At 63.3% G+C, this 20315-nt stretch carries 21 protein-coding genes; 12 read left to right on the top strand and 9 right to left on the bottom strand.

The window, feature by feature from the left end:
- The first annotated feature begins 38 nt into the window (after nucleotides 1-38).
- The 5 genes from AC1DZ8_RS09545 to phnE (AC1DZ8_RS09525) all read left to right on the top strand — a co-directional run bounded on the left by AC1DZ8_RS09545 (nucleotide 39) and on the right by phnE (AC1DZ8_RS09525) (nucleotide 5104).
- Nucleotides 39-755, top strand: coding sequence for a DUF1868 domain-containing protein (locus AC1DZ8_RS09545; RefSeq protein ID WP_477309799.1), 717 nt, complete (start codon nucleotides 39-41; stop codon nucleotides 753-755).
- 109 nt (nucleotides 756-864) lie between these two features.
- Nucleotides 865-1722, top strand: a complete 858-nt coding sequence (gene phnC, locus AC1DZ8_RS09540) for a phosphonate ABC transporter ATP-binding protein (RefSeq protein WP_477400762.1) — start codon at nucleotides 865-867, stop codon at nucleotides 1720-1722.
- 88 nt (nucleotides 1723-1810) lie between these two features.
- Entirely contained in the window at nucleotides 1811-2719 is a 909-nt protein-coding gene (gene phnD, locus AC1DZ8_RS09535) for a phosphonate ABC transporter substrate-binding protein (protein ID WP_477309797.1), read from the top strand.
- Between the two features lie 55 nt (nucleotides 2720-2774).
- Nucleotides 2775-3731, top strand: a complete 957-nt coding sequence (gene phnE / locus AC1DZ8_RS09530; protein ID WP_477309796.1) for a phosphonate ABC transporter, permease protein PhnE — start codon at nucleotides 2775-2777, stop codon at nucleotides 3729-3731.
- A 2-nt stretch (nucleotides 3732-3733) separates the two neighbouring features.
- On the top strand, nucleotides 3734-5104 hold the full coding sequence (phnE, locus tag AC1DZ8_RS09525; RefSeq protein WP_477309795.1) for a phosphonate ABC transporter, permease protein PhnE: 1371 nt from the start codon (nucleotides 3734-3736) through the stop codon (nucleotides 5102-5104).
- Nucleotides 5105-5399: 295 nt separating this feature from the next.
- Here phnE (AC1DZ8_RS09525) and AC1DZ8_RS09520 read toward each other — a convergent pair whose 3' ends face one another.
- The 3 genes from AC1DZ8_RS09520 to AC1DZ8_RS09510 form a co-directional block, all read right to left on the bottom strand.
- Nucleotides 5400-6251, bottom strand: a complete 852-nt coding sequence (locus AC1DZ8_RS09520; protein ID WP_477309038.1) for a sugar phosphate isomerase/epimerase family protein — start codon at nucleotides 6249-6251, stop codon at nucleotides 5400-5402.
- 98 nt (nucleotides 6252-6349) lie between these two features.
- On the bottom strand, nucleotides 6350-7537 hold the full coding sequence (locus AC1DZ8_RS09515; protein ID WP_477400759.1) for a Gfo/Idh/MocA family protein: 1188 nt from the start codon (nucleotides 7535-7537) through the stop codon (nucleotides 6350-6352).
- Between the two features lie 146 nt (nucleotides 7538-7683).
- Complete coding sequence (locus AC1DZ8_RS09510; protein ID WP_477309032.1) at nucleotides 7684-8739, bottom strand: sugar phosphate isomerase/epimerase family protein; 1056 nt, start codon at nucleotides 8737-8739, stop codon at nucleotides 7684-7686.
- Nucleotides 8740-9140: 401 nt separating this feature from the next.
- Between AC1DZ8_RS09510 and AC1DZ8_RS09505 the strand changes: the two genes are divergently transcribed.
- From AC1DZ8_RS09505 to AC1DZ8_RS09485, 5 genes are all read left to right on the top strand, one after another.
- Nucleotides 9141-10028, top strand: coding sequence for a sugar phosphate isomerase/epimerase family protein (locus AC1DZ8_RS09505; RefSeq protein WP_477287538.1), 888 nt, complete (start codon nucleotides 9141-9143; stop codon nucleotides 10026-10028).
- Between the two features lie 56 nt (nucleotides 10029-10084).
- Nucleotides 10085-11254 (top strand): mandelate racemase/muconate lactonizing enzyme family protein, encoded by a 1170-nt coding sequence (locus tag AC1DZ8_RS09500; protein ID WP_477400757.1) that lies wholly within the window; start codon nucleotides 10085-10087, stop codon nucleotides 11252-11254.
- Between the two features lie 2 nt (nucleotides 11255-11256).
- Entirely contained in the window at nucleotides 11257-11973 is a 717-nt protein-coding gene (locus AC1DZ8_RS09495) for a FadR/GntR family transcriptional regulator (RefSeq protein WP_477309366.1), read from the top strand.
- An 88-nt stretch (nucleotides 11974-12061) separates the two neighbouring features.
- Nucleotides 12062-13042: an NAD(P)-dependent oxidoreductase gene (locus AC1DZ8_RS09490; RefSeq protein WP_477309335.1), complete on the top strand. Its 981-nt coding sequence runs from the start codon at nucleotides 12062-12064 to the stop codon at nucleotides 13040-13042.
- 38 nt (nucleotides 13043-13080) lie between these two features.
- Nucleotides 13081-13452: a hypothetical protein gene (locus AC1DZ8_RS09485; RefSeq protein WP_477309336.1), complete on the top strand. Its 372-nt coding sequence runs from the start codon at nucleotides 13081-13083 to the stop codon at nucleotides 13450-13452.
- Nucleotides 13453-13458: 6 nt separating this feature from the next.
- On the opposite strand, the gene AC1DZ8_RS09480 is transcribed toward AC1DZ8_RS09485, so the two are convergent.
- A complete protein-coding gene (locus AC1DZ8_RS09480) occupies nucleotides 13459-14754 on the bottom strand; it encodes an amidase (RefSeq protein ID WP_477309337.1) in 1296 nt (431 codons plus the stop codon).
- A 131-nt stretch (nucleotides 14755-14885) separates the two neighbouring features.
- Between AC1DZ8_RS09480 and AC1DZ8_RS09475 the strand changes: the two genes are divergently transcribed.
- Nucleotides 14886-15233, top strand: coding sequence for a GFA family protein (locus tag AC1DZ8_RS09475; protein ID WP_477309338.1), 348 nt, complete (start codon nucleotides 14886-14888; stop codon nucleotides 15231-15233).
- A 9-nt stretch (nucleotides 15234-15242) separates the two neighbouring features.
- On the opposite strand, the gene AC1DZ8_RS09470 is transcribed toward AC1DZ8_RS09475, so the two are convergent.
- Complete coding sequence (locus AC1DZ8_RS09470) at nucleotides 15243-16151, bottom strand: SDR family oxidoreductase (protein ID WP_477309339.1); 909 nt, start codon at nucleotides 16149-16151, stop codon at nucleotides 15243-15245.
- Nucleotides 16152-16245: 94 nt separating this feature from the next.
- On the opposite strand from AC1DZ8_RS09470, the gene AC1DZ8_RS09465 reads away from it, so the two are divergent.
- The gene (locus AC1DZ8_RS09465) at nucleotides 16246-16824 is read left to right on the top strand and encodes a TetR/AcrR family transcriptional regulator (protein ID WP_477309340.1); all 579 of its coding nucleotides are present in this window, start codon (nucleotides 16246-16248) and stop codon (nucleotides 16822-16824) included.
- A gap of 112 nt (nucleotides 16825-16936) precedes the next feature.
- Here the strand turns inward: AC1DZ8_RS09465 and AC1DZ8_RS09460 are convergent, their stop codons facing one another.
- From AC1DZ8_RS09460 to AC1DZ8_RS09445, 4 genes are read right to left on the bottom strand one after another with little or no spacing between them, the layout of a single operon-like run.
- Nucleotides 16937-18022 carry an ABC transporter ATP-binding protein gene (locus tag AC1DZ8_RS09460; RefSeq protein WP_477309341.1) on the bottom strand — a complete coding sequence of 362 codons (1086 nt, stop codon included), beginning with the start codon at nucleotides 18020-18022 and terminating at the stop codon, nucleotides 16937-16939.
- On the bottom strand, nucleotides 18022-19125 hold the full coding sequence (locus tag AC1DZ8_RS09455; RefSeq protein WP_477309342.1) for an ABC transporter ATP-binding protein: 1104 nt from the start codon (nucleotides 19123-19125) through the stop codon (nucleotides 18022-18024). The genes AC1DZ8_RS09460 and AC1DZ8_RS09455 overlap by 1 nt, the downstream gene beginning before the upstream one ends.
- Nucleotides 19122-19358 carry a hypothetical protein gene (locus tag AC1DZ8_RS09450; RefSeq protein ID WP_477309343.1) on the bottom strand — a complete coding sequence of 79 codons (237 nt, stop codon included), beginning with the start codon at nucleotides 19356-19358 and terminating at the stop codon, nucleotides 19122-19124. The genes AC1DZ8_RS09455 and AC1DZ8_RS09450 overlap by 4 nt, the downstream gene beginning before the upstream one ends.
- Nucleotides 19355-20314, bottom strand: a complete 960-nt coding sequence (locus AC1DZ8_RS09445; protein WP_477309344.1) for a carbohydrate ABC transporter permease — start codon at nucleotides 20312-20314, stop codon at nucleotides 19355-19357. Before AC1DZ8_RS09445 ends, AC1DZ8_RS09450 begins: the two co-directional genes overlap by 4 nt.
- Nucleotide 20315 lies beyond the last annotated feature (1 nt).

Genomic DNA, 20315 nt, shown 5'->3' with positions numbered 1-20315 from the left:
GACTCGGACACGAGGCCATCTCCCAAAAGGAGATCGCAATGCCTCAATCCATCAGACCCTCGCTCGCCGGCTTTTTCGAAGGCACCAACCCGAAGCCTCCGGTGCATCTCGGTACCCGATACGACACATCGGGCAATTTCCTCCTCGAGCCCGGCAACACGGTGGTCAGCCACCTTGTCCAGGGCTCGCCATCGGAAGCAGCGGTCATCGAGGTACGCGAGCGCATGCGCGCCATGCCGGATGCTGACCGGTTGGCCTTCACGCCCATCTCCAGCCTGCACATGACGCTGTTCCAGGGCATCATCGAATACCGTCGCCGCTTGCCCTACTGGCCGCAGGACGTGCCGCTCGAAACCAGCATCGACGCCATGACCAACCTCTATCTGGAACGCTTGAAAGGCTTCGAGGGCCTCGCCCCGTTCAACATAAAAGTGATCGAGGTCGTGCCGACCGGGCTCACCGTTGCCGGCGCGACGGAGGACGACAGGCGTGTCATGAGTGCGTGGCGCGATGCGCTGTCGGTGCCGTTCGGCTACCGCCATCCCGATCACGACAGCTACGCCTTCCACATCACCTTCACCTACCAGATCAAGCGTCTTGCCGACGACAGGGCTGGCGCATGGCAGGACCTGTTCGATGACAGTCTTGCGTTGTTCGAACGGCAGGCCCCGGTGATCGAAATCAAGCCGCCCGCCTTCTGCAGCTTCAACGACATGAACCATTTCGAAGAGCTGCTGATCCTGGGCCGGTCATAACGCGCAGCTGTGGAGCGTAACAAAACTGACATGCAGGCGACACGGCAGGTTCATGTGGCTGCGCTAGGCGAGTGCCTGACGATCAATATGGTCCGCACTGGAACCTGCCATGTCAGCAAGCTCTGCAACGCTCGAAATCCGTGGCGTGTCCCGCCGATTTGGCAAGAACACCGCTGTCAGCGCCATCGACCTGTCGATCCCGCAGGGCCAGATGGTCGGCATTATCGGCCGTTCGGGCGCCGGAAAATCCACCCTCCTTCGCATGATCAACCGTCTCATCGACCCCAGCCAGGGGTCGATTTTTTTTGACGGCGCCGAGGTTTCCCGGCTGCGCGGCTCGCCGCTTCGGCGATGGCAGCGGGATTGCGCCATGATCTTCCAGCAGTTCAACCTTGTGCCGCGCCTTGACGTCTTGACCAATGTGCTGCTCGGCCGGCTCAATCACCGTTCGACCGTCTCCAACCTGCTCGGCATGTTCACCCGCGCCGAATGCGCCGAGGCGGTCGCAGCCCTCGAACGCCTCGACATCGCCCGCACCGCATTGCAACCCGCTGGCACGCTGTCCGGCGGCCAGCAGCAACGGGTCGCCATTGCCCGCGCCATGATGCAACAGCCGAAGGTGCTGCTCGCCGACGAGCCGATCGCTTCGCTCGACCCACTCAACGCCAAGGTGGTGATGGACTCGTTGCAGGACATCAATCTGCGCGAAGGCATCACCGTCGTCACCAATCTGCACACGCTGGACACCGCGCGTGCCTATTGCAACCGCATCATCGGCATGGCCGCCGGCAAGGTCGTTTTCGACGGTCCGCCGGAAGAGCTTAACCGCGAGGCCGTGCGCCTGGTCTATGGCGCCGACGCCAACGGCGCCGAGATCTCCGAGGCCATCACCTCGACCAGCATCGCCTACAAGCAAAAGATCGCCGCATCCGCCAGCCCACTCGAGCCCGCATTTCCCGGCTACTGAGCGACTGTGATCGTCCGCCCGCGTCAAGGGCATCCTTCAAATCAAGAACGCTGCCGGCGCGGGGCCGGAACTTACAGGAGAGACATCAATGTTCAGGAAGATGGTATTCAGCGCCGTTTCGGTGCTCGCCATGGCAACCAGCATGGCCCACGCGGCCGACCTCAAGGAATTCCGCGTCGGCATCCTCGGCGGCGAGAACGAAACCGACCGCCTGCGCAACTACCAGTGCCTGGCCGACCACCTGAAGACCGAATTCGGCTTCGAAAAAGTCTCGCTGTTCCCGGCCGCCGACTATGACGGTGTCATCCAGGGCCTGCTCGGCGGCACGCTCGACTTCGCCGAACTCGGCGCTTCCGGCTACGCCAGCGTCTACATCAAGGACCCGAAGGCGGTCACCCCGATCCTCACCACCCAGCAGACCGACGGCGCCACCGGCTATTATTCGATCGGCCTGGCGCTGAAATCCTCGGGCATCACCGACATCAAGTCGGCCAAGGGCAAGAAGCTCGGCTACGCCGATCCGGATTCGACTTCGGGCTACCTGATCCCGCTGACCCAGATCCCGAAGGACACCGGCGCCTCGAACGAAACGTTCTTCGCCTCGACCCAGTTCAACGGCGGCCATGAGAACAACGTTCTTGCTGTCCGCGACGGCAAGGTCGACGTCGCGGTGGACGATTCCTCGGGCATCGGCGACTTCAAGAACGGCTACACCTCCGGCACCTTCCACAAGGAAGTCGCCAAGGGCGCCGTCGACCCCAACGACTTCGTCGAAGTCTGGCGCTCGGGCCTGATCCCGAACGGCCCGCTGGTCGTGCGCACCGCACTCGGTGACGACATGACCGCCAAGCTGACCGCGTTCTTCACCGACCTGCCGAAGAAGGACAAGGCCTGCTTCGAAGGCGTCGAAGGTGGCGATTTCACCGGCTACGTCCCGGTCAAGCCTGACTTCTACAGCGTCATCGTCGAAGCCCGTAAGGCAGCCATCGGCGGCTAACGGCGAAATCGAAAAGGGCGGTGCTCAAAGCACCGCCCTTTTTGCATCTCCGATCATGACCCTTTCCGTGACAGCCCCCTCCGGCGCCCCTCACCAGACGGCCGATGCCTGGCGACGCCAGACATCGCTGCGCCGGCTCTATACCGTGCTCGGCGTCGCGCTGCTGCTTGCCGCGATGCTTTCCAGCATGTGGTTCGCCGACGAGGCCAATGCCGGCCACTTCTTCGACCGGCTGCCGCACATCCTCGATTTCCTCAGTTGGCTGATCCCCAAGGACTGGAACGACGTCTGGCGGGCGCTGTTCGACATCGCCTCGCCGCATGACACCGGCACCCAGGAATTCAACTTCCCGCTTGGCCGAGTCTACGTATGGGGCGGCTTCTACATCCCTGAATATTTCGAGCTGATGCTGACCACGGTCAACGTTGCGCTGGTCTCGACCTTCATCGGCTTCATCTTCGCCGTGCCATTTTCCTTCATTGCGGCGCGCAATTTAACGCCGCATCCGGCGTTGCGGCTGGTCGTCAAGCGCTTCATGGAACTGCTGCGCGCCTTTCCCGAGATCGTCATTGCCGGCCTGTTCGCGGCCATCGTCTCGACCGGCCCGATCGCCGCCATCATCGCCATCGGCCTGCATTCGATCGGCGCGCTGGGCAAGCTGTTCTACGAGATCAACGAGAACATCGACATGCGCGCCGAGGAAGGCCTGAAAGCCGTCGGCGCCAACTGGTTCGAGCGGGTGCGCTTTGCCGACCTGCCGCAGGTGCTGCCCAATTTCATGTCCTACACGCTGTTGCGTGTCGAGATCAACGTGCGGGCGTCGACCATTATCGGCGCCGTCGGCGGCGGCGGCATCGGCGAGGAACTGAAGCTCTCGATCTCACGCGGCTTCGGCGCCAAGACGCTGGCGCTGGTGCTGCTGCTGTTCACGACCATCTTCATCATCGACCAGTTCTCCGCCTGGCTGCGCCGCAAGCTGGTCGGTGAGCAAGCCTTCCTGATGAGTGCCTGATCATGGCCACCACGATGACCGCCGAGCAAATATCGTCGATCGAGGAGCGCTATCCTCACGTGTTCCGGCGGCCGGCCTACAAGCGCTTCGCGCCGCTGTTCCTGTTCGTCGGCATCCTGTTCTACCTCGTCTACGCCTTGTGGTTCTTCAATCTGCCGCAAGTGATGCGGGATTCGCACTGGGAGCGCCTGCCGCTCTTTCTGTCGCAATGGATCAGCTACGATCTGCAGCCTGAATTCCGCCTCGACCAGCCCGAGATCACGCCAAAATACCCGCGCTTTTCCGCCCTTGGCGACAACCCCAATCCCGACTGGGTGGTCAGAAACGCGGACGGCACATTCACCGTCTTGATCGACGGCCAGGCCAAGTCCGTCACCTTCGACAAGACCAAGGCGACGATCGTCGCCAATGGCCAGACTGTGCCGGTCGCGCTGACCAGCGGCAAGCCGGTGATTTCGGGTCCGCTGCCCGACTGGATCACCGCGCACGACGACGAGATCGTCGCCAAGATGGGCTTTGTCGGCGAGGTACGCGTCACCGTCGACCGCGTGAAGGTCCGCAAGCGCTTCCTCGGCTGGGCGAATTTCGTGTTCGACACGCGCTCGCCCTTCTTCGGTAAATCGGCCGGTGAAGTGATCTCGCTGATCTGGTCCGGACCCGAACTGAAGCCCGGCACCTCGAACCTCGCGCTGGCCGGCGACAACATCTGGAACAATGCGCAGTGGCAGCACGGCGATGTCTGGACGAAGCTGCTGCAGACCATCGTCATGGCGTTTCTCGGCACCTTGCTCGGTGCTTTCGTCGCCTTTCCGCTGGCCTTCTTTGCCGCCCGCAACATCACGCCGAGCGGCCTGCTCAGCCAGGTGCTCAAGCGCTTCTTCGATTTCATGCGTTCGGTCGACATGCTGATCTGGGCGCTGTTCTTCACCCGCGCCTTCGGCCCGGGACCGCTGGCCGGAAGTGCTGCGATCTTCTTCACCGAGATCGGCACGCTCGGCAAAACCTATTCGGAAAGCCTGGAAAACATCGACGACAAGCCGCGCGAAGGCATCAAGTCGACAGGCGCCAACGGGTTGCTGGTGCAACGCTACGGCGTCATGCCGGAAGTGATCCCGGTGTTCATCAGCCAGACGCTCTACCAGTGGGAATCCAACACCCGCGGCGCTACCATCATCGGCGCCGTCGGCGCCGGCGGCATCGGCCTGAAACTATGGGAAGCGATGCGCACCAACTCCAACTGGGCCAACGTCTTCTACATGGTGCTGTTGACGCTGTTCGTCGTCTTCGTCTTCGACAACATCTCGAACTTCCTGCGCCGCAGGCTCAGCCGGACCATTCACGACTACAACAGGATCCAGGCTGAGCAGGGGTAGCCTTGTGACGCAGAAGCGCGGGCATCGTCTCGCCGGCGCCTAAGGATCGACCCCCACTCCGTCGAGCTTCGCTCGACACCTCTCCCCCGATCGACGGGGGAGAGGAAGGGCGCCCGGCTGTCCTAGAAGGCGCCTGTCCTCCTGGGCCGAGGCTTTCTCCTCTCCCCGGCCGCCATGCTCCCTTTCCTCTCCTTCCGGAGGGGGGAGAGGTGGCTCGGCGAAGCCGAGACGGAGTGGGGGAACCACCTGGCAACCGCCGCGAACGCAAATAGAAAATAGACCAGGCGCAGAGCGCTTACGCCGCCCTCTTCCACCCATCCTTGATATGCTTATACCCGTCGCGATAAACCGCTTCCGGCGTCTCCGAAAAATCCCGCCACACCTTGGTCGCCGCCACCAGATCCTTCAGCGAACGCCCGAACGCCTCGATGGTCAGCCAGTCGTCGTAGCCGCTCTTGCGGATCGCCGAAAACGTCTCCTTCCACGGAATGTTGCCGCGCCCCGGCACGCCGCGATCATTTTCGGAAATATGGATGTGGACGACATTCCGGCGGTGCTTGGTATAGGCGCCGATCGGGTCGGCTTCCTCGATATTGGCATGGAAGGTGTCATACATTGCCTTGATGTGCGGCCGGTCGATGGCGTCGACGTGCTCGGACAGATCAGCCATCGTGTTGAGCAGATAGCACTCGAAACGGTTGAGCGCCTCCAACCCGATCGTGACTCCCCGCTTACCGGCATGATCGCCAATGGCGCGCTGCGAGGCGACCGAGCGCTTCTTCTCGGCCGCCGTCGGCCCGCTGCCGGAAAAGGCGCCGAGCGTCGAATGCAGCGGGCCACTCAGCCTGTCGGCACCCAATGCCACGCTGCAGTCGATCGCCCATTTCATATACTCAATGCCGGCCTTGCGGGTCGCGGCATCCGGCGCGATCAGATTCATCGCCGGGTCGCCCATCGCCGTGACGGCGGTGCGCTCCAGCCCGATGCGGTCGAGCAACTCGCCGAGCTTCTTGTAGTCGTCAGGTGCGCCGGCAAAGACCGGGATCTCGACGCCGTCGAAACCTGTCGCCTTGATGTCCCTGAGCAGCGCCTCGTGCTTCTTCGAGACGCTGGTCGTCCACAAGAACATGCACATGCCGATTTTCATCGACATTCCCTCCCCTTTTGACGGCGCGCTGGTCTCTCTTCGCCAGCTTCGCCATGCCCCGTCATCCAGCCGCTTCGCCCTCGTTGACCGGCGGGGTGCTAAAGTTTCGTCCACGCCCCATTCTTCTTCGATGACTTCACGCAGGCCTCGATAAAGGCCATGCCTTCGACGCCATCCTGGATCGTCGGGAACACCACGTCCTTACCCGGCTTGCCGCCTTTCCTGCGCGCCGCGCGGATGGCGCGGGCAGCCTCCTGATAAATGTTGGCGAAGCCTTCGAGATAACCTTCCGGATGTCCCGACGGCACGCGGCTGACGCGTCCGGCGACCGGCAACGCGCCGGCGCCATTGCGGGTCAACAGCTGCTTGGGCTGGCCGAACGGCGTGTACCAGAGATAGTTCGGGTCGGCCTGCACCCACTCCAGCCCGCCCTTCGAACCATAGATGCGCAGCTTTAAGCCATTCTCGTGGCCGGGCGCCACCTGGCTCGCCCAGATCATGCCCTTGGCGGCGTGCGCCTTGCCGACCGGCTTGAAGCGCAGCAGCGCGTTGACGTTGTCGTCGAGCTGCCGCCCCGGCACGAATGCGTCGAGATCGGCCGACAGGGAATCGAGCTCCAGCCCGGAGACGAAGCGGGCGAGATTGTAGGCATGGGTGCCGATGTCGCCGAGCGCGCCGCCCGCTCCTGCCTGCTTCGGATCGGAGCGCCACGCCGCCTGCTTTTGGCCGGTGGCGGCAAGGTCTTCGGTCAGCCAGTCCTGCGGATACTCGGATTGCACGATGCGGATATCGCCAAGCTGGCCCTTGGCCACCATCTCGCGCGCCTGGCGGATCATCGGATAAGCGGTGTAATTGTGCGTCAGTACGAACACCTTGCCGGTCTTTTCGACCACGGCAGCAAGCTTCTTGGCCTCAGCCAAAGTCGTCGCCAACGGCTTGTCGCAGATGACGTGAATGCCGGCTTCGAGAAACGCTTTGGCTGCCGGCACGTGCACATTGTTTGGTGTGACGATCGCCACCGCCTCGATGCCGTCCGGGCGCTTGGCTTCGGCCTTGGCCATCTCGGCATAGGAGGCATAGCTGCGCGCCGGGTCGAGACCGAGTTCGGCGGCGGAAGCCTTGGCGCGTTCGGGATTGGCCGACAGCGCGCCGGCCACCAGCACGAAGTCATTGTCCATGCGCGCCGCGATCCGATGCACGGCGCCGATGAAGGCGCCCTGGCCGCCGCCAACCATGCCATAGCGGATCGGGCCGCCTCCCGCTTCCGACTTCGATGCGCCGACCATTTTTCGTCTCCTCGTTGTTCACCTCCCCCTTGAGGAGAGGTCGATCCGCGCAGCGGATCGGGTGGGGTCGCCGGGTCGAGCTCGGCACGAACCGACCCCACCCGGCCCTTCGGGCCACCCTCCCCTCGAGGGGGAGGGAAACGGTGCTAGATTCCCATCATCGCGCGCAGCAGCTTCTTGTCCGTGGTGCCGCTGGCAAAATCATCGAATGCCCTTTCCGTCACGCGGATGATGTGGTGCTGGATGAAGGGTGCCCCTTCGGCCGCGCCGTCTTCCGGATGCTTCAGGCAGCACTCCCATTCCAGCACCGCCCAGGAATCATAGTTGTACTGCGTCAGCTTGGAGAAGATGCCGCCGAAATCCACCTGCCCGTCGCCGAGCGAGCGGAAGCGACCGGCGCGGTTGGTCCAGCTCTGATAGCCGGAATAGACGCCTTGCCGACCGGTCGGGTTGAACTCGGCGTCCTTGACGTGGAAGGCCTTGATGCGCTCGTGATAGATGTCGATGAATTCGAGATAGTCGAGCTGCTGCAAGAGGAAGTGCGACGGATCGTAGTTGATGTTGCAGCGTTTGTGACCGCCGACCGCATCGAGGAACATCTCGAAGGTGGCGCCGTCGAACACGTCCTCAGAGGGGTGAATTTCGTAGCCGACATCGACGCCATTGTCTTCATAGACATCGAGGATCGGCTTCCAGCGTTTGCCGAGTTCGCCAAAGGCCTCCTCGATCAGTCCGGCGGGCCGCTGTGGGAAGGGATAGAGGTAAGGGAAAGCCAGCGAGCCGGTGAACGACACCGAAGCATTCAGCCCAAGATTGCGCGATGCCTTGGCGCCGAACTTCATCTGCTCGACCGCCCATTTCTGCCGTGCCTTCGGATTGTTGTGCACCGAGGCCGGCGCGAAGCCATCCATCTGCGCGTCATAGGCAGGGTGCACCGCCACCAACTGCCCCTGCAGATGCGTCGACAATTCGGTGATCTCGACGCCGGCGTCAGCGCAGATGCCCTTCACCTCGTCGCAATAGGCCTTGGAAGACGCCGCTTTCTTGAGATCGAACAGGCGTGCGTCCCAGGTCGGGATCTGCACGCCCTTGTAGCCGAGACCGGCCGCCCATTTGGTGATCGAAGCCAGCGAATTGAACGGCGCGGCATCGCCCGCGAACTGCGCCAGAAACAGCCCCGGACCCTTCATTGTCGACGGCATCGGCATCCTCCCAATCCATTTTTCCAAGGACCAAGCATAGCGCCTGATGAAAGCAGGGCCAGCCTCTTTGGTCTTTTGTGATGTGCATTCTCGACTTGCCATTCTGGTATTACCAAATACCGAAAATGGGTCAAGCCATTTGACGCGGAAGAGCAGCAGCCGGCGCACCCCAAAATGGGGGACATATGCAAGCATAATCAATACAGTAAATGGCGGTCACGATCGCACAATGGCAGTTCTTGCCGGGCGACAAAAATTGCTGTAGACCTCCATTCAGGCCCAATTGGTCGAACCAGTTTGCGTAAAAATGCTGGAGCGCCTTGGGGAGGAATCATGAGACGCGCTTCGGTGAGGCGCATCGCAGGCGAACTGGCACAGACGAATTCTGGGAAGGATAGACCATGCATCTTTCGACGCACAACTGGATGCGCGCGGAACCGTTGGAGGTGACGCTGAAGCGCATCAAGAAATTCGGCTACGAGTCGATCGAGATTTCCGGTGAGCCCGAGCAATACAAGACCAAGGAGACCCGCGCGCTGCTGAAGGAACACGGCATACGCTGCTGGGGCGCGGTGACGCTGATGCTGGGCGAACGCAACCTCGCCGCCAGGGACCAGGGCCAGCGCGAACGCTCTGTGCAGTATGTCAAGGACGTGCTGACCATGATCAGCGAACTCGACGGCGAGATCATCACGCTGGTGCCCGCCACCGTCGGCAAGGTTGTGCCGGACGGCACCGAGGAAGAGGAATGGAAGTGGGTGGTCGACGCCACCCGCGAGTGCTTCACCCACGCCAAGAAGGTCGGCGTGAAAATCGCGGTCGAGCCGCTCAACCGCTTCGAGACCTATCTGTTCAACCGCGGCGCCCAGGCGTTGGCGCTGGCCGATGCGGTCAGCCCCGAATGCGGCGTCTGCCTCGACGCCTACCACCTCCATATGGAAGAATTCAACGTCCATGATGCCATCCGCCAGGTCGGCAAACGCCTGTTCGATTTCCACGTCGCCGACAACAACCGCTTTGCCGCCGGCCTCGGCCAGATCGACTGGCCGCGGATCGTGCAGACGCTGAAGGAAGTCGGCTATGACGGTGCGCTGACCAATGAGTTCGTCGCGCCTGTCGATCGCACGCCGGCCGCGCCCTATCCTGATATGGTCGAGCGCCACCCGGTCGACATCTCGCCCGAACAGCTGAAGTTCATCCAGGACCACGGTTCCAGCGTGCTGACGGAGAAATTCTACACCGACCAGATGCGCATCACCGCCGAAACGCTGCTGCCGCTGATCAAGTAGCCGATCCGATTGGGAATGCGCCCTTCCGCCTGCCGGCGGCGGGGCCGGGGATGACCATGCGCATCAGAAACGTCCAGGCCTGGTGGGTCCGCATACCGATCGAAGTCGCGAAGCAGCATCGCAGCGACTTCGGCCAGGTGACGACCTTCGACGCCGCCATCCTGCGCATCGAGACCGATGACGGGCTGGTCGGCTGGGGCGAAGGCAAGAACGCCGCCGGCAGCGCCGGTAGCTATGGCGCGCTGGTCCACATGCTGAACCATGAGGTCGGCCCGCAGTTGATCGGCCGCGACCCGGCCGACATCGGCATCATCTGGGAGATGCTCTACAACGGCGTGCGCCACCAGACAGCCGCGCATGCCGGCCACGCCATGCCGCAGCTGGCACGGCGCGGCATGAGCATTGCAGCGATCAGCGCCGTCGACATCGCATTGTGGGACATTCTCGGCAAATCGCTGGGACAACCGGTGTGGCGGCTGATCGGCGGCCGCAAGCTCGACCGCATGCAGGCCTACGCCTCCGGCGGCTGGGCCGCCGCCGACGCCATAGGCGAGCAGCTCAAATCCTACATCGCCAAGGGCGGCTTCAAGGCGCTGAAGATGCGCGTCGGCGCCATGGACGGCGCGCCGCACATTTCTGCCGCCCGCGCCCGTGCCGCCCGGCAGGCGCTCGGCCCCGATGTCGAGTTGATGGTCGACGCGCATGGCACCTATACGGTGGCCGAGGCCAAGCGCTTCATCCACCTCGCCGCCGATCTCGACCTGGCCTGGTTCGAGGAGCCGGTCATCGCCGACGACAAGGCTGGCATGGCCGAGGTGCGCGCTTCGGGCTCGATCCCGATCGCCACTGGCGAAAGCGAAGCGACGCGCTATGCCTTCCGCGATCTTGCCGTGCTGAAATCAGCCGACATCTTCCAGCCCGATCCGGCCTTTTGCGGCGGCATCAGCGAGGCGATGAAGATCGGAACCATCGCCAGCGCCTTCAATCTGCGCTTCGCGCCGCATCTATGGGCCGGCGCGCCCTGCTTCTTTGCCGGACTGCATGTCTGCGCTGCTTCGCCGGCTAGCTTCACCGTCGAATATTCGCTCGGCGCCAACCCGATGATCCATGATCTTATCGAAGAGACTGTCGAAGCAAAGGACGGTATGATAGCGATCCCTGAAAAGCCCGGTCTGGGATTCACCATTTCGGAGCGGTTCCTGGAGGCGCACGCGCAACGCAGTTGACGATGAAAGAAAAGAACCTTCTCGCCGAACTCGCCGCCTATCTGTTCTCCCATTCGGACAAGGAGACCGGCCGCACGCCCTCGGAGCGCGAACTGGCCGAGCATTTCAGCGTCAGCCGCGGCCAGATCCGCGAGGCGCTGGCCATTCTCGAAGCCATGCGCATCGTCGAGCGCCGCGCCAAATCCGGCATCTATGTCGACACCAGGCAAGCCAGTGTGGAAGCTTTGGCCCTTTTCGCCCGCGCGGGCCTGCCGCTCGACCCGGTGCAGATCTACGAGACCGTTGAACTGCGCAAGATCCACGAGATCAAGGCCGCCGAACTCGCCTGCTCGCGCGCAACGGAAGAGAATTTCGAACGCCTGCGTGAGATCCTGAAAGCGTCCGAAGAGCGCATCGCCGCCGGCGAAGGCCTCGCCAAGGAGGACCGCGAATTCCATCTCGAAATCGTGCGCGCGACCAAGAACGGCGTCTTCCACAACATCTGCAGCGTCTACTATCTGATGGGCGAGCTGCGCCTGCCGATCTACTTCAACGACCCCGAGCGTAGCGTGCGCTCGCATGCCGAGCACATCCAGATCTACGAGGCGCTGCTGCGCCGCGACGGCAACCTCGCCCAGGCGCTGATGAGCGCCCATCTGCAAGGCGCGGAAAGCTACTGGAAGGGGATCATCGAGGGCCGCGGCACAGAGCAGAAAAACGCCACGCTCGAAAAGGCCTAGAGCAATTCCAGGAAAAGTGTGAAACGGTTTTCCCGGGAAAAGCGCGCAGCGCTTTCCCTTGGGAATTGCGACTAAGAACGAGAGCTCCATGCCCAGAATCCTGTCCACGCACACGCTGCATCCGCGGGCCTCCGCCATGCTGGTGGGCGCCGGCGAACTCGTCGTCGCCTCCGCGCTCGACGCCGCGACACTGACCGCCGAAGCGAGGAACGCCGACGTCATCATCGTGCGCGCGCCGCTGCCGCCGACGCTGTTCGAAAACGCAACGAAGCTTCGGGCCGCGGTCCGCCACGGCGCCGGCCTCGACATGGTGCCGATGGAGGCCGCAGCCGCAGCCGGCGTGCTGGTCGCCAACGTGCCGGCGGTCAATGCGCGCTCGGTCGCCGAATATGTGATGTTCGCAGCCCTTGCCCTGCTTCGTCGCTTCCGCGTCGTCGACCGCGACTTGCGCGCCAAAGGCTGGAATGCCGGCCGCGACCACGCCAGCCATGCCAGCGAGCTTGCCGGCAAGACGATCGGCATTATCGGCTTCGGCGCCATCGGCCAGGCGGTCGGCCACATCGCCGCGCACGGCTTCGGTCTCAATGTCGTGGCGACGACGCGCAGCATGCAGCCGGCGCCCGACAGGATCGGCTTCCTGTCGATCGACGCGCTGGTCGAACAGAGCGACATCATCGCTCTGTGCTGCCCGCTGACGCCGGAAACGCGAGGCCTGATCAACCGCGAACGCATTGCCGGCATGAAGCCGGATGCGCTTTTGATCAACATTTCGCGCGGGCCGGTGATCGACGACGAGGCGCTGATCGAGGCGTTGCGCAAGGACCGCATTGGCGGCGCCGCGCTCGATGTTTTTGCCACGCAGCCGCTGCCGGCAAATCACCCCTATTTCGGTTTCGACAATGTCATCGTCACCCCGCATATGGCTGGCATTACCGAACAGTCGATGATGCGGATGGGTGTGGGTGCTGCCGGCGAAACCTTGCTGGTGCTGGCCAACCGGCTCCCGGTCAACCTGCGCAACCCCGACGTGGTCGAGCACTACCGCAGGCGGTTTCCGGCCGATCCCTGACATCGCGCTTTCGCCCCAATTCTCCGCGACGTTGAACCATGTCCAGTCTTCGCCTCACCCTCCTCACTATCACCACGTCTTCGATCACGGCATTGCCGTCGCTCGCTCTGGCCGACAGCAGTTACGTCTATTGCAGCAATGGGATCGTCTGCATGATGGCCCCCTGCCCGTCGGGCAATGCGCTCGATCTGGCCACCGGCAGGATCATCAAAGGCGTTTCTCTCAACGCCACTGAATTGCCGCCACTGGACAGATCGGCACCTGACCTCTCCGACAAACTCCATGCGGGAAAGCTCGTCGTTCGAGGATCGATCCAGCATCGTGACCCCAACGATCCACCGATGCTGGTCGCTACCAACATCGAACGCGCTTCCAGGAAAGCCGAGCGCAAGCGCTGCGCGGCGCGCTGAGGCCGGTTACGACCCGAGCAGCCTTTCGACCTCGGCCGCGATACGCAACAAATGATGGTCCTGGCCATTGCGCGCCAACAGCATCAGCCCGGCCGGCGGCGTCATGCCGGGCATCGGCAGCGAGATCGCGCAGAGGTCGAACTGGTTGGCGACCTGGGTGTTGCGCAACAGCAGTCCCTCGGCCTTGTTGCGCAGCGCTTCGTCGCTGGCCATGGTGGCGATTGAGGGCGCGACGATCGGTACGGTCGGCAGGGCCAGCACATCGATCGACGCCAGGCGCTCGGCCATGGCAGCGGCGAGCTCACCGCGGCGGCGGATGGTTCTGATATAGACCGAGGCAGGAACGGCGAGTGCTCGCGAAAGCGGCCCGCTGACATGCGGGTCCACCGGCACCGATGCTCCGACGGACAGCCAGTCGGCATGAACCTCCGCACCTTCCATCGACGCGATCGAGGCACGTTTGGTTGCTTGCCGCATCTCGGCAATCAGATCGTCGATCGGCATGTCGACGACACGCGCACCGCTTTGTTCCAGCGCGCGCAAGCATCCCTCGAAGCCTGCTGCGATCTCCGGCTCCGTGTCTTCTAACAGCAAACCGCGCGGGACGCCGACGCGAAGCCCGACGAGCGAAACCGGCCGGAGCGGCACTGGTTCCTCGCCTGCCATGATCGCGTCGGCAACGGCACATTCGGCAACGCTGTGCGCCAGCGGCCCGACCGAATCTAGCGTCGCCGACAGCGGATAAGCGCCGGTCAACGGCACCCGCCGCGCCGTCGGCTTGAACCCGACGACGCCGTTCAGCGCTGCCGGAATACGGATTGACCCGCCCGTGTCGGAACCGATGGAGATCTCGCTCGTGCCCTCGCCCACGGAGACGCCGGCGCCCGAGGACGAGCCGCCAGGTATGCGGCTGGCGTCGGCCGCATTGCCGGGCGTTCCGTAATGCATGTTGTCGCCGATCGCGGTGAAGGCGAATTCGGTCATGTTGGTCTTGCCGATGATGACCGCGCCGGCCTGCCGCAGCCGGCTGATGATGGCCGCGTCCCACAGGGGAGGTGCTGCACGCTTCAGCATCAGCGAACCGGCTGTGGTCGGCTCGCCGGCGACGTCGAACAGATCCTTGATAGAGACAATGGTGCCGTCGAGCGGCCCGAGCGTCACGCCAGCCTTTTTGCGCGCATCGCTGGCATTGGCAGCGGCCCGCGCCGCCTCGATATAGAGCTTTGTGTAGACCTTCTCGCCCGCTGCCCGATTGGCAAGACGTGACAGGATGATTTCGAGACGATCGCGGATTGATTGCATGTCGATGTCGGACTCCGCCAGGATGCAACGTCTTTAAAGCAAGCACAAAGAGTTCAGGCCGCCGGTTCGGCCTGCGGAAGGGATAACCCGGCGAGCGTGCCTTTGCACCTGCCAGCGATAGGAAGAGACTGATGCTGTACAAAGGCAGCTGCCACTGCGGCAAGGTAGCCTTCAAATTCAAGGCCGAGCTGACCGGCGCCGTGCGGTGCAATTGTTCGATCTGTTCGCGCAAGGGCTCGCTTTTGTGCGCCATCCCGCACGACAGCCTGACGGTGCTGGCGTGGGGCGACGATCTCGGCACCTACACATTCGGCAATCACGCAATGGCGCATCGCTTCTGCCGCACCTGCGGCATCCACCCCTTTGCCGAGGACGTCCGTCAGGGCGGCGGACGCAGCGCCTACGTCAACCTCAACTGCGTTGCGGATATCGATCCTGCCAGCCTGTCGATCTTCGACTTCGACGGCCGCGCGGTCTGACCCTCTCGATCAGCGGTAGCCCGTCGCATCGGCGGGCTTGCCGGCGTCCTGCACCTCCGGAACGTAGCGCCAGGCATCCGGGCGCGAGCCATCGAGATCGGTAAAGCCGTAGACCTGCGCCAGCCCGCCGCTGGACAGCGACTGGCCGTTCCAGCGTGCACGGTCCGGATCGGCGGCAATTGCCGCAACGGCGCGGCCGACAAAGCGCGGCGTCTCGGAAATGACGAAATGCGGCACCTTGGCGGTGGCGTCGCGCCAATTGTCTTCGGTGACGCCAAAGGCCTCCAGCATCATTTCCGAACGCAGCCAGCCGGGTGTCAGCGACACCGAGGTGGCGCCATGCGCCGCGAGGTCCTTGGCGTGTTCCCATGCCATGCGGTTCACCGCCACCTTGGCGAGGTCGTAGAAGGGCGACAGCCGGTAGTGCTCGGCATTGTACTCGGCGGTGCCGTCGGTGACTTCGACCAGCAGCCCGCCCGGCCGCTCGATCATCAGCGGCAGCGCATGGTGCGCGGTGATCAGATGCGTGTCGATGCCGAGCCGCAGCAGGCGCAGGCCGTTCTCAAGATTATGGTCCCAGACCGGTTTGTTCCATTCGAACAGTTTTTCGCCGCCCCAGATATCGTTGACGAGGATGTCGAGCCGGCCCTGTTCGGCCCGGACGCGCTCGACCAGCTTGCGCACGTCGTCGGCTACCAGGTGATCGACCTGCACGGCAATACCTTTGCCGCCATTCGAAGAGACCAGCTCCGCCGTCTCCTCGATGGTTTCGGCCCGGGCGTATTCGGATTGATGGCTGCGTGTGGTGCGCCCGGTGACATACACGGTGGCACCGGCAGCGCCCAGCTCAACCGCGATTCCCCGCCCGGCGCCACGCGTGGCGCCGGCGACCAGAGCGACTTTTCCTTGCAACGTCATGGTAGGCTCCTCAACGAATCTGTGGACCAATCGAGCTGGCCTCAACCGCTCACATCATATATAAATGATCATTCGGTTATACTGAGATGTCAAGGTGACACGACCAAAAACCCAATCCGACGAGCAGGTGCTGGAAGTCGCACACCGCCTGATCCATGAGCATGGCCCCGAGGCGCTCACTTTCGAACGGCTGGCAAAGGCGTGCGGCCTGTCCGGCGCGACACTGGTGCAGCGTTTCGGCAACAAGGCGCAACTGAAGCAGCGCACCTTGCTCCACGCTTGGGACGGCCTCGACGCCAAGACGAGGGAGCTGACGGAGACCGTTGCCAAGACCCCGACCGGCGCCATCCAACTTCTGGTTGGACTGTCGCAGGGCTATGGCGGCATCGAAGCCTACGCCGAGGGCCTGCTCGTGCTGCGCGAGGATTTGCGCGATCCCGTGCTGAGAGCACGCGGCGCCGCTTGGAAGGCGTTTCTGAGCGAGGCCCTTGCTTCCTGCTTCGCAGGAACGCCAGACATGCCGCGCGACGTCGGCCTGCTGATGGCGTCGCATTGGCAGGGCTCGTTGCTGTGGTGGAGTTTCGACCCAACGACCGAGGTGGCCGCCTATGTCGAGGACAGCCTCAACCGTTTCGTCACCGCCATCACAAAGACAGCGGCCCGAAGACCGTGATGGTTGTCGGGCCGCTGCTTGAGTAGGTTATGGTCAACGACGCCCTACGAGACTTATTTCCAGAAATAGAAGGCGCCCGCAGATTTTCGCCGGCGTAGGTCTGCAGCAGAGCCTAGCTGGCGTGCCGCAGGCTCACGCCGCTGCCCTTGTCGAACAGCACGACCTTGTCCGCGTTCCAGGCAAAGCGCACCGATTGCTCGATCGCCACATCGGTCCGCGCCGGCACGGTGGCGCGCAGCGTCGTGTCGCCTACCCTGAGCGTCAGGATCTTTTCCACACCATGGTTCTCGACATCGTGGACGCGCGCCTCGACCGGCGCGCCGCTCTCGAGATAGACATCTTCGGGACGGATGCCGAAGACGAGCGGCCGACCGTCGGTCGCACCGCCCGTCCTGGCTCCCCCTGAAAGCGGCAGCTCGAAATTCATCGGCGCCATCACAGCGCGATTATCGACCAGCCGGCCGTCGATGAGGTTCATCGGCGGCGAGCCGACGAAGCTCGCCACATAGGTGTCGCGCGGATTGTTGTAGATCTCGTGCGGCGTGCCGGTCTGGACGATGCGGCCGTGGTTCAATACGCCGACCTTGTCGCCCATCGACATCGCCTCGATCTGGTCGTGGGTGACGAACAGGAAGGTGGCGCCGAGCTGTATCTGCAGGTTCTTCAGTTCCGTGCGCAGCGCCTCGCGCAATTTGGCGTCGAGCGCCGACAGCGGCTCGTCCATCAGGAACACGCGCGGTTTGCGCACGATGGCGCGGCCGATCGAAACGCGCTGCATCTCGCCGCCTGAGAGGCGATCGGTCTTGCGGTCGAGCAGATGTTCGATCCGCAGTGTCTTGGCCGCGCGCGCAACGCGGTCCTTGATCTCGGCATCCGGCAGCCGGCGAATCTTCGGCTTCAACGGGAATTCGAGGTTCTCGCGCACCGTGTAGCGCGGATAGAGCGAATATTGCTGCAGCACCAGCGCCACGTCGCGCTCGGCCGCCCCCCAGTCGGCGACATCGACGCCGTCGATGAACACCTGCCCCTCGCTCGGCTTTTCGAGGCCGGCGACCATGCGCAGCGTCGTCGTCTTGCCCGCACCGGTCTCGCCGAGCAGCACGAAGAACTCGCCATCGCCGATCTCCAGATTGAGCCCGGTCAGCGCCGTGTGGTTGCCGAAGCTCTTCGAGATATTCTTGAGCTGGATATGCGCCATCAGAGCCTCACTCCAAGCGACTTGCCGCTTGCCGTGTCGAAGAAATGCGCCTGTGTCGGATCGATCCTGGCAAAGACCTTCTCGCCGGGGCCGCCGACGAAGCCGCTCTTGGTGCGGGCGCGCAGCATCTTGGAGCCGACCTTGAGGTCGACAATGTCGAACGAGCCGAGCGGCTCGACGATCTGCGTCTCGACCGGCAGGAAACCTTCCGCCGCCTCATGGCGCACCAGCACGCCTTCGGGCCGGATGCCGAGCGCCAGCTGGCCGCCGGCATGACCGTTGAGCTTGGACAGAAGCGCACGCGGGAATTCGAAACCGGCGGCAGCGCCACCGACGGTGACCGAGGCCGACGAACCCGTTTCTGCGATCGCCGCATCGGCGACATTCATCACCGGGCTGCCGACGAACTGCGCGACGAACAGATTGGCCGGGTGCGAATAGACCTCGTCCGGTGAGCCGACCTGCTGCAGCACGCCTTCATGCATGATGACGATGCGGTCAGCGAGGCTCATCGCCTCGATCTGGTCGTGGGTGACATAGATGGTGGTCGAGCCCTGCTTGATGTGCAGCCGCTTGATCTCGGCCCGCATCTCCTCGCGCAGTTTGGCGTCGAGCGCGCCGATCGGCTCATCCATCAGCATCGCCTTCGGGCGCCGCACCAGCGCCCTGCCGATGGCGACGCGCTGCATGTCGCCGCCCGACAGCGCCGACGGCTTCTTGGCGAGCAGGTCGGTGATCTGCAGCGTCTTGGCGACCGAACGCACTTCCTGGTCGATCTCGGCCTTGCTCTTGCGCGTTGCCCTTAGTGGGAAAGCAACATTCTCGTAGACGCTCATATGCGGATAGAGCGAGAACGACTGGAACACCATGGCGATGTCGCGRTCGGCGGCCTTGAGGTGCTGCACCGGCTTGCCGTCGATCAGTATATCGCCGCCATCGATCGTCTCCAGCCCGGCAATGGCCCTCAGCGTCGTCGTCTTGCCGCAGCCGGACTGGCCGAGCAGCACGATGAACTCGTTGTCATCGATTTTGAGGTTGAGGTCTTTGATGACCTGGACGGCGCCGAAGAATTTCTGGACGCCGCGAAGCTCGATCTGGGTCAATGCGGTGCTCCCGGATTTCGCGCCGACTCGTCCGCGCCATGGCCGGTGCCGGCTTTCTCTTCCGGCGCGATCTTCGAGGTGATGTTGAAGCCGATCAGGCCGATCAGGATGATGGTCACGCCATAACTATGCAGCAGCATGTTCCAGGGCTGGCAGAGCGCAACGATGCCGAGCACCATCAGGATCTGCGAGCCGGGTTCTAGATATTTCTGGTTGATGGTGCGAAAGCTCATTTGCGGATCGCTCCGAAAGACATGCCGCGCAGCAGGTGATTGCGCAGCAGGAAGGTGAAGATCGCGACCGGCAGCAAGAACAGGAAGGTCCCGGCGGCAATCACCGTCCAGTCCGGCAGGCCGGACCCGATCTGGCTGGGGATGAAGGGCGGTGCCGTCTGGGCACGGCGGCTGGTCATGATCAGTGCGAAGGCATATTCGTTCCAAGCCGTGATAAAGCAGAAGACGGCGGTGGCAGCGATGCCGGTGGCGGCCTCGGGCAGCACGATCTTGAAGAAGGCCTCCATGCGGGTATAGCCATCGACGAGCGCCGCCTCCTCATATTCCTTCGGGATCTCGTCCATGAAGCCTTTCATTAGCCAGACCGAGAAGGACAGGTTGAAAGCGGTATAGAGAATGACCAGGCCGAGATGGGAATCGTTGAGCCCGACCGCGCGGTACATCAGAAACATCGGGATGGCGACGACCACCGGCGGCAGCATGCGCGTCGACAGGATAAAGAAGAGCAGGTCCGCCTCCCCCTTCACCTTGAAGCGTGAGAAGCCGTAGGCGGTGAAGGTGCCCATGCCGACCGCCAGTACCGTCGAGGTTATGGCCACGATCAACGAGTTCATGAAGCGGCTCGGATAGCCGGACCACTGCACCTCGCCCTTGCCGTCGCGCACGATCTTTTCGCCACCGTCGAAAACGACCCGCTCCCACCAGGGAGCGGCTGCATACTCCTCCGGCGACGCCGGGTTGCGCATCTGCGAGCGCTTGGCGAACAGCTTCACGAAGGGCGATATTTCCGGCTGGAAGACGACCGTCGGCGGGATGGTGGTGGCGAGATTGCGCGGCTTGAACGCCGTCGAGGCAATCCAGTAGATCGGCGCCAGGAAGATAATCGTCACCAGCAGGACAGCGACGATGGCGACGCGGTTGAAGCCTATTTCGGACGAAGTGCGGACGGCGGCCATC

It is taken from the genome of Mesorhizobium sp. P2_F7 (assembly GCF_056403695.1).
This window is presented reverse-complemented; position numbering and strand designations above follow the sequence as displayed.

Coding starts and splice junctions, on each gene's coding strand:
- AC1DZ8_RS09515 (WP_477400759.1), bottom strand. CDS start 7,537: ATGGTCGGCGCATCGAAGTCGGAAGCGGGAGGCGGCCCGATCCGCTAT.
- phnC (WP_477400762.1), top strand. CDS start 865: ATGTCAGCAAGCTCTGCAACGCTCGAAATCCGTGGCGTGTCCCGCCGA.
- AC1DZ8_RS09500 (WP_477400757.1), top strand. CDS start 10,085: ATGCGCATCAGAAACGTCCAGGCCTGGTGGGTCCGCATACCGATCGAA.
- AC1DZ8_RS09485 (WP_477309336.1), top strand. CDS start 13,081: ATGTCCAGTCTTCGCCTCACCCTCCTCACTATCACCACGTCTTCGATC.
- AC1DZ8_RS09490 (WP_477309335.1), top strand. CDS start 12,062: ATGCCCAGAATCCTGTCCACGCACACGCTGCATCCGCGGGCCTCCGCC.
- AC1DZ8_RS09475 (WP_477309338.1), top strand. CDS start 14,886: ATGCTGTACAAAGGCAGCTGCCACTGCGGCAAGGTAGCCTTCAAATTC.
- AC1DZ8_RS09545 (WP_477309799.1), top strand. CDS start 39: ATGCCTCAATCCATCAGACCCTCGCTCGCCGGCTTTTTCGAAGGCACC.
- AC1DZ8_RS09510 (WP_477309032.1), bottom strand. CDS start 8,739: ATGCCGTCGACAATGAAGGGTCCGGGGCTGTTTCTGGCGCAGTTCGCG.
- AC1DZ8_RS09445 (WP_477309344.1), bottom strand. CDS start 20,314: ATGGCCGCCGTCCGCACTTCGTCCGAAATAGGCTTCAACCGCGTCGCC.
- phnE (WP_477309795.1), top strand. CDS start 3,734: ATGGCCACCACGATGACCGCCGAGCAAATATCGTCGATCGAGGAGCGC.
- AC1DZ8_RS09450 (WP_477309343.1), bottom strand. CDS start 19,358: ATGAGCTTTCGCACCATCAACCAGAAATATCTAGAACCCGGCTCGCAG.
- AC1DZ8_RS09460 (WP_477309341.1), bottom strand. CDS start 18,022: ATGGCGCATATCCAGCTCAAGAATATCTCGAAGAGCTTCGGCAACCAC.
- AC1DZ8_RS09520 (WP_477309038.1), bottom strand. CDS start 6,251: ATGAAAATCGGCATGTGCATGTTCTTGTGGACGACCAGCGTCTCGAAG.
- AC1DZ8_RS09505 (WP_477287538.1), top strand. CDS start 9,141: ATGCATCTTTCGACGCACAACTGGATGCGCGCGGAACCGTTGGAGGTG.
- phnD (WP_477309797.1), top strand. CDS start 1,811: ATGTTCAGGAAGATGGTATTCAGCGCCGTTTCGGTGCTCGCCATGGCA.
- phnE (WP_477309796.1), top strand. CDS start 2,775: ATGACCCTTTCCGTGACAGCCCCCTCCGGCGCCCCTCACCAGACGGCC.
- AC1DZ8_RS09480 (WP_477309337.1), bottom strand. CDS start 14,754: ATGCAATCAATCCGCGATCGTCTCGAAATCATCCTGTCACGTCTTGCC.
- AC1DZ8_RS09495 (WP_477309366.1), top strand. CDS start 11,257: ATGAAAGAAAAGAACCTTCTCGCCGAACTCGCCGCCTATCTGTTCTCC.
- AC1DZ8_RS09470 (WP_477309339.1), bottom strand. CDS start 16,151: ATGACGTTGCAAGGAAAAGTCGCTCTGGTCGCCGGCGCCACGCGTGGC.